The sequence below is a fragment of the Streptococcus dentapri genome, assembly GCF_042649885.1.
Taxonomy (GTDB): domain Bacteria; phylum Bacillota; class Bacilli; order Lactobacillales; family Streptococcaceae; genus Streptococcus; species Streptococcus dentapri.
Genome location: NZ_JBHSAC010000043.1, coordinates 1 through 10,659 on the forward strand (window position 1 = coordinate 1; position 10,659 = coordinate 10,659).

A 10,659-nucleotide genomic window follows, 5' to 3' on the forward strand; every position below is an offset into this window, starting at 1 on the left:
AGTATACTCCTAAACAGAGCAAAAAGCTCTTAGAAATGCAATTCCAAGAGCTTTGTCTTCAGTCTGAAAGGACTTATCCAAGTCCTTTTTTATATATTTTAGCGACCTTTTTGAGCCATTTAGCGAGGTCCATATCATTTGATAAATAGAGGTAATGGAGTTCCTGCTGATTAATACTAGTATCGGGATTGAGTAAGGGAATCTTTGCTTCTTTGTAAAGTCCGAGTTTTGGAGTAGATGGTAATTGAATACTAATGAACTTTGCCCCAATTTGATAATGGAGTTCTGATGGTAAAATATTTTGGCAGAGCCTCTGTGCTGTCTGAAGACGTTCATTAAAAAATTGTTTGAGGTGAGCCAAATTTTTGGCAAACATGCCATTATCTAGATAGAGAGACAGAGCTTTTTGCATGATGAGACTGGTATCATAATCAATTAATTTTTTATAGGCTAAAAATCCTTTCATCAGTTGCTGAGGTAGAACTGACATACCTAACCGCAAGGCAGGAAAAAGAGTGGTTGAAAAAGATTTAAGATAGATGACACGGTCATTGGTATCGTAGTAGTGAAGAGGAAGATCGGTTGCCTTAGCCAAATCGCCCATATAGTCATCTTCGATAATGTAGACATCATAGGCTTCTGCCAAAGCAAGAAGCTTTTTCTTTTCTTCCGGTGTATAGGAAAGGTTCAAAGGATTGGAGCAACGTGGAATTGTGTAAAAAAATTTAATAGGCTGGGTTTTAAAAAGTTCTTCCAAGACTTGAAAATCTAGTCCCTGAAAATTCCTCTCAATACTCTGATGGGCTAGTTGTTGCTCACGGATGATGGCATTCATTCGTTGATAAGTTGGCTGTTCCAATAGGATAGTTGTTTTTTGATTTGGAAAAGCCATTTGTGAGAGGATATAGAGGGCCTGTTGGGTTCCGGCTGTGACAACAATATTATCCATTTTAGTGTAGATATCTTGATTAAAGAGGTGCTGTTGAAGAGAATCTAATAATTCTGTCAGGCCTTCTTGCTGTTGATAATAGTTAAAGAGATAGTTTTCACGACCAATCAAGGTTTCAGAGAGACAGGCCTTAAAATCATTGTAAGCTAAATGATTGTAGTCCTCTAGACTAATAGTCATTGTTTCACCAGATAAATCTTGTCCCTCTAAAACATAGTAGCCACTCTTTTCAACGGCATAAATTAGGTTCTGGTGTCTCAGCTCTAGCAGAGCTCTCTGAACGGTGTCCTTACTGCAGTTGAATTCTTGACTAAGTTGGCGAATGGATGGGAGTTTGTCTCCCTTCTTTAATTGACCGGTTTGGATATTTTGATGAATGGTCTGTGTAATCATTTTAAATTTGCTAGCCATAATGTGTCCCCGTACAGTTGTAGTCTGAGACCATTGTAACCTAATTGCTTTTTTCTGACAATAAAAACATCATTTTTGGAGTGGCTTATGACTGCACAAGGTCTAAGTCTCTCAGCTTCTTTATAGCTCTGGTAATTATTTTAAGCACCAGTATTTTCTCAATTCTAGTACCGAATAGGCATTTCTATTTTAATGTCATTATGATTTGTCTGGCCAGTTTGCTATCTCCATTGACAGAAAGTAGTAGTCGTCGCTGGAGTAGGATCTTTTCTGGGGAATTTCTTCTTTTATCCAGCGCTGATGTCTATCACTTTGGTGTCCCACGACTTGCAGGCTTACGACGGTTCTACCCAAAACAAAATTATTCTCAGCCTTAATCCTAGGGGTGTTGATTTAGTGGAGTATTCCTGAGGTGCTCTTTTATCCATTAAGCGTTTACCAAAACAAACAAGCCTATTTTCAGATTATACACCACAGGCACAAGAAGCATTTTTTGAAATGAACTTGCACTTTCCTAAAAAATCATTACTATTTTTGGACAAGCTCAGTAGTATGGTCGATAAGTTCATGATCGAGAAAAGAGCCTACCCTTACTTATTGGGTGTGGTAGCTTCGATATTCCAATGGAATTAGAGATCATAAAAGCTTGAAAAAATTTTGAACCAGCCTGTAAGGTCCTTATTTTGGAAAATGCAGACATACTGTGTTAATATAGATGTGCAATAAGATTAACTCTGCAAGAGATAAGTTTTGATCAGATATAGATTCATTTTTGCTCATGTGACAGCAAGGGTCTTTTTTGCTATAATAGGACTAAGTTAAAGCTGTTTTAACGGCTTTTTAAATAGGGGAAAAGCAGGAGAAAAATGGCAATTATTCAATGGTTTCCTGGACACATGTCTAAGGCGCGCAGGCAGGTTCAGGAAAATATTAAATATGTTGATTTTATAACAGTTTTGGTAGATGCGCGTTTACCCTTGTCCAGTCAAAATCCTATGTTAACAAAGATTGTTGGCAATAAACCAAAACTCATGATTCTCAACAAGGCAGACTTGGCAGACAGTGCCCGTACCTCGCAGTGGATCCGCTTTTTTGAAGCGCAGAGAATTAAAACTCTGGCCCTCAATTCCAAGGAACAATCGGCGGTTAAGAAGGTAAGGGAGGCGGCCAAGGATCTTATGGCAGATAAATTGGAGCGTTTGCGGGAACGTGGTATTAAGAAAGAGACCCTGCGAACCATGATCATTGGCATTCCCAACGTTGGTAAGTCAACACTTATGAACCGTCTAGCCGGTAAAAAAATTGCTATTGTTGGTAATAAACCCGGGGTTACTAAAGGACAGCAGTGGCTCAAGTCAAATAAGGACTTGGAAATCCTTGATACACCCGGTATTCTCTGGCCGAAGTTTGAAGATGATGAAGTTGGATTTAAACTAGCTCTGACTGGTGCCATTAAAGATAACCTTCTCCCCATGGATGAGGTTACTATCTTTGGTTTGGACTTTTTCAAGGAGACCTACCCTGAGCGTCTACTGGAGCGTTTTAAAGGAATTGATTTGGATGAAGAAGCTCCAGAAATTATTATGGACTTGACGCAGAAATTAGGTTTTCGCGATGATTATGATCGCTTTTATGATCTTTTTGTTAAAGAGGTTCGCGATGGTAAACTGGGTCGATATACTCTAGATGAGGTTAGTGACAATTAATGGCAACCATTAAGGAAATTAAAGCTCAACTGGCTCAAATAGATGATTTAGACAGTGCTGTTTTGCAAGAATTAGCAGATGACGAGCGCAGTGGAGTACAAGCAGCGATTAAGAAACGTCGCAAAGAGTTAGAAGCTGAGCGCAATGAAGACTTACGCTTAGAAAAGATGTTGGCCTATGAAAGGGCCTTATATGAGCAGGGAATTGAGACTGTCGCAGGCATTGATGAAGTTGGTCGTGGTCCGCTAGCTGGTCCAGTTGTTGCAGCTGCGGTGATTTTGCCTAAAAATTGTAAAATTAAAGGGCTTAATGACAGCAAGAAAATTCCTAAGAAGCAGCATGAGAAAATCTATCAGCGAATCTTGGACCAAGCCTTGGCTGTTGGTATAGGTATCAAAGATAATTGGGTTATTGATCAAGTAAACATCTATGAAGCGACTAAATTAGCCATGATTGATGCTGTGGCTGAGCTCAACCTTGTTCCGCAATATCTTCTTATTGATGCTATGACTTTAAATTTAGACCTTCCCCAACAGTCAATCATAAAAGGAGATGCCAATTCGCTCTCTATTGCTGCGGCCTCAATCGTTGCCAAGGTAAACCGTGACCGCATAATGTTGGACTATGAGCAGCAGTACCCCGGTTACGATTTTATCCATAATGCGGGCTATGGGACCAAATCACATTTAGAAGGGTTGGATCGATTTGGGATTACTCCCATTCACCGAACTAGTTTTGAGCCGATTAAATCTATGCTAAGAGACGGTTTCACTCAACTGCCCTAATTAGAAGTTTATAGTTGAGTTAAGGTAGATAAAGGGAAAAACATCTTTTCTCAGCTTTTTGACAAAGGAGACTAGCAATGCCAACAGAACGTGAAAAAATGTTAGCCGGTCAGCTCTATGATGCTTCTGATCCTGAATTGCGTCAAGAGCGTGATTTATGTCGTGCTAATATGAGACTTTTTAACCAAGATGATAATAGTGAAAGTCGTGCTGACTTACTCAAATCATGGTGGGGTAGTACAGGTAAGAATATTACTGTCAATCCTCAAATTGCTTGTGATTACGGTACTAATATCCACGTAGGTGAAAATTTTTACGCTAATTTCAACTGTACCTTTCTTGATGTTTGTGAGATTCATATTGGTGACAACGCTATGTTGGGTCCCAACTGCCAATTACTAACCCCGCTTCATCCTCTGGATGCTCAGGAACGTATTGCTGGTAAAGAGTATGGTGCCCCTATCACCATTGGTGATAATCTTTGGTTAGGTGGGGGTGTTACTATTTTACCGGGAGTAACCCTTGGCCATAATGTAGTTGTGGGAGCGGGAGCGGTAGTAACCAAATCCTTTGGGGATAATGTTGTTTTAGGAGGGAATCCTGCTAAAATAATTAAAAAATTAACTGATGGATCATGATGAAATATTTAACTATTGACATAGGTGGGACTTTTGTTAAGCATTCTCTGATTGATGAGAATCATAAATTGACTCAGACTGACAAATTTTCGACCCCTGGTAGTATGGATGATTTTCTTACGGCTATCAAAAATCTTATTTCGCGCTATGGTAATGAAATCTCTGGTGTTTGCATAGCCTGTCCTGGACAAGTTGATGCCAGAACGGGCTATCTTTTCAAGGGCGGTTTGATTTCTTATCTGAAAAATTTTCCACTAGCTAGTTGTTTGAGCAAAGAGTGTCAACTGCCTGTTAGTGTGATTAACGATGCTAATGCAGCAGGACTCGCAGAAGCAAAATATGGCAATTTGGTTGGCAGTCAGCTTGGTGCAGCCCTTGTTTTAGGAACGGGGGTTGGTCTTGCTCTTGTTTCCAATGGTGAGCTTTTGTCCTTTAAAAATTTTGAAAGGGGAGCCTTGTTCGCCAAAGCTAAGACGGATCAAACGGATAAAAAGGAGCTTTTTACCTTGCGTAAAAAAGGGGTGGCTAGTCTCATCGAAAATAGTGGTTCAGCTGTTCAATTTATTCATCGCGCCAGCAATCTCTTGGGATTGCCTCAAGAGGATGGTAAAGAAGTTTTCAAAATTCTAGCAAGCAAGACCAATCCGGATTTGACAACAGAATTTGAAAACTATTGTCGTGAAATTGCCTATCTAATCCTAAATCTACAAAAAATATTCAATTTAGATAGGGTTATTATTGGTGGAGGAATTAGTCAACAAAAAATTTTGATTGAAGAAATTAATCGTCAACATCACTTGCTTTTGAAAACCACTTTGAGTGAGTCTGTTCAAAATTTTTCTATCAAGGCTGGGAAATTTCATAACGATGCTAATTTAATCGGTGCCTATTGTCATTTTAAAGAGCTAGGTTAAGCACAAAAGATGAAATTAAATCAAATTTAGAATCTTGGTTAGAAGGACTGTTCAATCGAAAAGTTTTAACCATATTCTTCTATTGATTTCTTATCATTTTAATTATTTAGGAGGATATGCATGGCCCCAGTTTTAGATTTTTTTTGGAGGCGTTAGCACTTGTAATAGTTTGAGTGAAAGAAAGGTCCAGTTACAGCTTGTATTGGCGTTGGCATCTGCGTTATTTTCTCCTGTAAGGGGGCCTGTTTAGGTTAAACAGTTCTAAAAATAAGTTAGTGCTATAAGTATTATTGACAGACTTGTAAATCGTTCAATCGCTTGGACGGTTTTCTTATGGTCAAAATTTATTTTGTTGTTAGGATCCAATCCTCGATACTTATTTATTATAGTTTTAAGAAGAGAGTTAGACTTGTCATCTAAGTGGCTAACTGATTGATTAGTGGATCAATTCTGGGGTAGTATTGTGTATCAGTGCGAATGATTAAAGAAGTTAAAGATTGAATTTATAAATGATATATAAGAGAATGGATACAAGTTCACTTCTTTAATTTTTTACGAATAAATACGAATAAAAAGGTAGTGAGGTAAAGCAATGAATAATTTTGAACTCTTTAAACTACGAAAAGCTGGTTTAAGCAATTTACAGATTAATAATATTTTGGCTTATCAAAAAAGGGAGGTTAAATCCCTGTCACTGAAGGATATGGCAGTTGTATCTGGTTGTAGTAAGCCGATTTTATTTATGGAAAGCTATAAAAATTTAGATTTAAAAGAGTTGCGAACTAGCTTTAATCGTTTTCCGTCGCTATCTATTTTGGATAAAGAATATCCGCTGGAGTTAGCTGAGATTTATAATCCGCCCGTTCTCTTATTCTATCAAGGAGATTTGACTCTGTTAGAGAGCAGCAAGCTATCCATAGTGGGAGCCCGCCATTGTTCAGACTTGGGGATTAAGTCGGTACAAAAGATTATTAGAGAGCTGGGCAACCGATTTGTGATTGTTAGCGGTTTGGCACGTGGTATTGATACGGCTGCTCACATGGCTTGTCTGAAAAATGGTGGTAAAACGATTGCTGTGGTTGGTTCAGGCTTGGATATTATTTATCCCAAGGAAAATGAGAAGTTGCAGAAATACCTTACTAAGCAGCATCTTGTTTTAAGTGAATATGAACCAGGTCAACCACCACGTAAATATCATTTTCCCGATCGCAATAGGATTATTGCAGGTTTATCAAGAGGTACTATGGTCGTAGAGGCCAAGCAGCGCTCAGGCAGTCTCATTACTTGCGAGCGAGCCGTGGAAGAAGGACGAGATGTTTTCGCCGTTCCGGGTAACATTATTGATGGTAAATCTGAAGGGTGTCATCATCTCATAAAAGAAGGGGCAAAGTGTGTCAACTCAGGATCAGATATCCTTTCAGAGTATGTAAAAAAATGAACTTCTCCTATAGGGAGATTTTTTTATTGACAGCTATAAAAAAGTGGGGTATTATGCTAGGAGTTTAAAAGTACAAGGGAGAGTGATACCTATGGCAGTAGCTACAGCAGCTAAAACCAGTAATCAAAAAGCGCGGACTAAAAAAACGACAAGCAAGACTAAGAAACGGGCAACTCCTAAAAAAAATTTGGTCATTGTGGAATCGCCTGCCAAGGCCAAGACTATTGAAAAATATCTGGGACGCAATTATAAAGTTGTTGCTTCAGTAGGACATATTCGTGATTTGAAAAAATCTTCTATGTCTATTGATTTTAATAATAACTATGAACCGCAGTATATCAATATCCGCGGTAAAGGTCCTTTAATTAACGACTTAAAAAAAGAGGCTAAAAAGGCTAAGCAGGTCTATCTAGCTAGTGACCCGGATCGTGAGGGAGAAGCGATTTCTTGGCATCTGTCCCATATCTTAGGGTTAGATGAAGGCGACAAAAATCGAGTTGTCTTTAATGAAATCACCAAGGATGCTGTTAAAAATGCTTTCGTTGAACCGCGTGCTATTGATATGGATTTGGTTGATGCCCAGCAGGCTCGACGAGTTCTAGACCGTATTGTTGGTTATTCGATTTCTCCTCTACTATGGAAGAAAGTTAAGAAGGGGCTGTCGGCTGGTCGGGTACAATCAGTTGCCTTAAAATTAATCATCGATCGCGAAAATGAAATCAAGGCCTTTAAACCGGAGGAGTACTGGACAATTGAAGGTACTTTCAAAAAGGGAAATAAAAAATTTCAGGCTGCTTTTTATGGTCTTGATGGTAAGAAGACCAAGTTGTCAACAAATGATGATGTTCAAGATGTCTTGGCTAGAATTACCAGCGATAATTTTAATGTAGACAAGGTTGAAAAGAAGGAACGTCGTCGCAATGCCCCACTTCCTTATACGACCTCATCTCTGCAACAAGATGCGGCAAATAAAATTAATTTCCGTACCCGCAAGACTATGATGGTAGCTCAACAGCTCTATGAAGGCATCGGTTTGGGGCGTGGGGGTCAGCAAGGTCTAATTACCTATATGCGCACGGATTCAACTCGTATCAGCCCTGTGGCACAAAACGATGCGGCTAATTTCATTATAGAGCGCTTTGGTGAGAAGTATTCTAAGCATGGCAGTCGTGTCCGCAATGCTTCTGGCGCTCAAGACGCCCATGAAGCTATTCGTCCATCTAGTGTCTTCAATACACCAGAGTCCATCGCCAAGTACCTTAACAAAGACCAGCTTAGGCTCTATACTTTGATTTGGAATCGTTTTGTCGCTAGCCAGATGACTGCAGCAGTTTTTGATACCATGAAGGTAACCTTGGGCCAAAAAGGAGTCATTTTTAAAGCTAATGGTAGTCAAGTTAAATTCGATGGGTATTTGGCTGTATATAATGATTCTGATAAAAATAAAGTGCTACCGGATATGGTTGAGGATGATAGTGTCAAGAAATTATCCACCAGCCCTGAGCAGCACTTTACCCAACCGCCGGCTCGTTATTCAGAAGCAACCCTCATCAAGACTTTAGAAGAAAATGGAGTGGGACGTCCATCGACCTATGCACCGACGTTGGAAACCATTCAAAAGCGTTACTATGTCCGGCTGGAGGCCAAACGTTTTGAGCCGACTGAATTAGGTGAGATTGTCAATAAACTGATTGTTGAATTTTTCCCTGATATCGTTGATGTGGCCTTTACTGCTGAGATGGAAAATAAGTTAGATGGTGTCGAGGTTGGTAAGCAGAAGTGGCAAACTGTCATTGATGAATTTTATAAACCCTTTGAAAAAGAGCTAGAAGAGGCTGAAGAAGGAATTGAAAAAATTCAAATCAAGGACGAGCCTGCTGGTTTTGATTGTGATCTTTGCAATCATCCCATGGTTATTAAGCTAGGTCGCTACGGTAAATTCTATGCTTGTAGTAATTTTCCAGACTGTCATAATACTAAGGCCATCACCAAGGAGATTGGTGTCACTTGTCCAGTCTGTGGTAAGGGGCAGGTGATTGAACGCAAGACCAAGCGCAATCGTATCTTCTATGGTTGTGATCGCTACCCAGACTGTGATTTTACCTCCTGGGATTTACCTGTTGGTCGTAACTGCCCTAAATCGGGCCATTATTTGGTCGAAAAGAAAATTCGCGGTGGCGGTAAACAAGTTGTTTGCAGCGATGAAAACTGTGACTATAAAGAAGAAAAGATAAAATAATAAGGGAGTTTCCCTTACTTTTTGTCTTTTATTTAAAGAAAATTTTGGAGAAAAGATTTGCCCAAAATCTTAAAATATACTAAACTTATTTAACCTTACAATTATCATTAAATAAAAGGAGAATGTGATGACTATACAAGAAGAGTGGTTAAAACATTTTGAAGCTAGTATGGGACGCAAACCAACGGCAGCAGAGTATGCTCAGGCAAAAGAAGCAGGCTTTGACTTCAGTCACTTGACGAGAAGTTCAGATAGCCCTGCCGAAGAAGGGACAAGGGTTTCCGAATCTAGCGATTCAACTGTTTTTGCTTCAGAAAGTTCTCAGGAAGCAAAAGCAAGTGTGGTATCTGAAAATCAATCACCGATTGAAGGACAGTCAGTAAATCCTTTGCCAGAAGCATCTGATTTTAATCAAGCTTATCAAGAACAGCTACAGTCACAAGAACAATTTGTGGCGGCTCAGCAACAAGCGCAAGGATTTACACAACCAGAAGCATTTCAACAGCCGACGACTCAAGTACCTAATAAATCTCAGTCACTGATAGTTAAAGAGCTGATACTGCCAATTGTTTCCTTAGTGTTATCGGTTTTCTTTGCAGGTTTGTCATTTACACCTGCAGCATTAGTCTTTTTCGGACTAGCTTTCCTTGGTCTCATTTTTGCTGTTGTCATCTTAATCTTAAATATTAAAGGCAAAAAGTTGATGTCTTTCATCTCAATGGGAGTGGCAGTGTTAGCTTTGTTGATTAGTGTTGTTGGCGTTGTTGCTAATGTTTCACGCTACTATAATACTGATGACAATTTCTCTGTTTCTTCTAAAAAAGAGGATAGGGATGTCGAAGATGATAGCAATGATGTCAATGACTATATCGATAAAAATTATAAATTCGAATGGAAAGAGGATGATTTTGAAGATTTAAAGGCCGGTAAGGATAAGGTTTCTGATATTATTAAAAAACACGGGAAAGCTTCAGAAGCTGAAATTAAAGATGATCAATTGATTCTCCGATATAATGATGATTCAAATGAAGATAGTGAGCAAAGGGTTGTCGTATACTTTGAAAAACAATACGACGGCACTTTTGTTCTTGATAGTGTACGTGGTACTTTTGAAGCTGATGATATTGATACCAGCAGTTCTTATAAATCAGACTGGACAAAATCCGACTACGATGCTTTGAAGGAAGGTGACTATGGGACAGGAGATGGTGGTACCAAATGGTCTGAAATCAAGGACAAGCACTCAGATCCATCTGAAGCTTACTATATCTTATCTTTGAGTTCTTACAGTGATGATATCGAATACGATCTTGAAGTTAGATATTCAGATTATGACGCGGATGAATCACATCTTGACTCTGTTTATTTAACCTTTTTGTCAGATGACAATGGTAAAACTTACTATTTAATTTCTAAATATGGTTCCGGTATGGAATCAGACTAAAAGAAGGAGGTTTTTAGACACTGCACCCACATAATGGGACAGAAGAAAAACACATTTATGCGGCCAGTTTTCTGTACTCTACAGGAGACAGGTCGTTTAATCTCTGTTGAATTCTAGTTTCATTATAAAATATGA

The 10,659-nt window shown here is 39.0% G+C and carries 8 protein-coding genes and 1 pseudogene; 8 read left to right on the forward strand and 1 reads right to left on the reverse strand.

Features of this window, described 5'->3' with window-relative positions:
- Window positions 1–73: 73 nt before the first annotated feature.
- The gene (locus tag ACFOSE_RS04795; protein WP_380431209.1) at window positions 74–1,360 is read right to left on the reverse strand and encodes an aminotransferase-like domain-containing protein; all 1,287 of its coding nucleotides are present in this window, start codon (window positions 1,358–1,360) and stop codon (window positions 74–76) included.
- 80 nt (window positions 1,361–1,440) lie between these two features.
- Here ACFOSE_RS04795 and ACFOSE_RS04800 point away from each other — a divergent pair.
- The 8 genes and pseudogenes from ACFOSE_RS04800 to ACFOSE_RS04835 form a co-directional block, all read left to right on the forward strand.
- Window positions 1,441–1,693: pseudogene (locus tag ACFOSE_RS04800) on the forward strand (ECF transporter S component); the annotation flags it as partial.
- Window positions 1,694–2,226: 533 nt separating this feature from the next.
- The gene (gene ylqF / locus ACFOSE_RS04805) at window positions 2,227–3,066 is read left to right on the forward strand and encodes a ribosome biogenesis GTPase YlqF (protein ID WP_380431211.1); all 840 of its coding nucleotides are present in this window, start codon (window positions 2,227–2,229) and stop codon (window positions 3,064–3,066) included.
- Window positions 3,066–3,851, forward strand: coding sequence for a ribonuclease HII (locus ACFOSE_RS04810; RefSeq protein WP_380431212.1), 786 nt, complete (start codon window positions 3,066–3,068; stop codon window positions 3,849–3,851). Before ylqF ends, ACFOSE_RS04810 begins: the two co-directional genes overlap by 1 nt.
- Before the next feature lie 77 nt (window positions 3,852–3,928).
- Entirely contained in the window at window positions 3,929–4,489 is a 561-nt protein-coding gene (locus ACFOSE_RS04815) for a sugar O-acetyltransferase (protein ID WP_380431214.1), read from the forward strand.
- Window positions 4,486–5,403, forward strand: coding sequence for an ROK family protein (locus tag ACFOSE_RS04820; protein WP_380431216.1), 918 nt, complete (start codon window positions 4,486–4,488; stop codon window positions 5,401–5,403). Before ACFOSE_RS04815 ends, ACFOSE_RS04820 begins: the two co-directional genes overlap by 4 nt.
- Window positions 5,404–5,995: 592 nt before the next feature.
- Window positions 5,996–6,841 (forward strand): DNA-processing protein DprA, encoded by an 846-nt coding sequence (dprA, locus tag ACFOSE_RS04825; RefSeq protein WP_380431217.1) that lies wholly within the window; start codon window positions 5,996–5,998, stop codon window positions 6,839–6,841.
- 91 nt (window positions 6,842–6,932) lie between these two features.
- A complete protein-coding gene (gene topA, locus ACFOSE_RS04830; RefSeq protein ID WP_380431219.1) occupies window positions 6,933–9,080 on the forward strand; it encodes a type I DNA topoisomerase in 2,148 nt (715 codons plus the stop codon).
- A gap of 127 nt (window positions 9,081–9,207) precedes the next feature.
- Window positions 9,208–10,524, forward strand: coding sequence for a hypothetical protein (locus ACFOSE_RS04835; protein WP_380431221.1), 1,317 nt, complete (start codon window positions 9,208–9,210; stop codon window positions 10,522–10,524).
- Window positions 10,525–10,659 lie beyond the last annotated feature (135 nt).

Excerpts from the sequence above, each read along its gene's own strand:
- topA (WP_380431219.1), top strand. The coding sequence starts at position 6,933 with ATGGCAGTAGCTACAGCAGCTAAAACCAGTAATCAAAAAGCGCGGACT.
- ACFOSE_RS04795 (WP_380431209.1), bottom strand. The coding sequence starts at position 1,360 with ATGGCTAGCAAATTTAAAATGATTACACAGACCATTCATCAAAATATC.
- ACFOSE_RS04820 (WP_380431216.1), top strand. The coding sequence starts at position 4,486 with ATGATGAAATATTTAACTATTGACATAGGTGGGACTTTTGTTAAGCAT.
- ACFOSE_RS04810 (WP_380431212.1), top strand. The coding sequence starts at position 3,066 with ATGGCAACCATTAAGGAAATTAAAGCTCAACTGGCTCAAATAGATGAT.
- ylqF (WP_380431211.1), top strand. The coding sequence starts at position 2,227 with ATGGCAATTATTCAATGGTTTCCTGGACACATGTCTAAGGCGCGCAGG.
- ACFOSE_RS04815 (WP_380431214.1), top strand. The coding sequence starts at position 3,929 with ATGCCAACAGAACGTGAAAAAATGTTAGCCGGTCAGCTCTATGATGCT.
- dprA (WP_380431217.1), top strand. The coding sequence starts at position 5,996 with ATGAATAATTTTGAACTCTTTAAACTACGAAAAGCTGGTTTAAGCAAT.
- ACFOSE_RS04835 (WP_380431221.1), top strand. The coding sequence starts at position 9,208 with ATGACTATACAAGAAGAGTGGTTAAAACATTTTGAAGCTAGTATGGGA.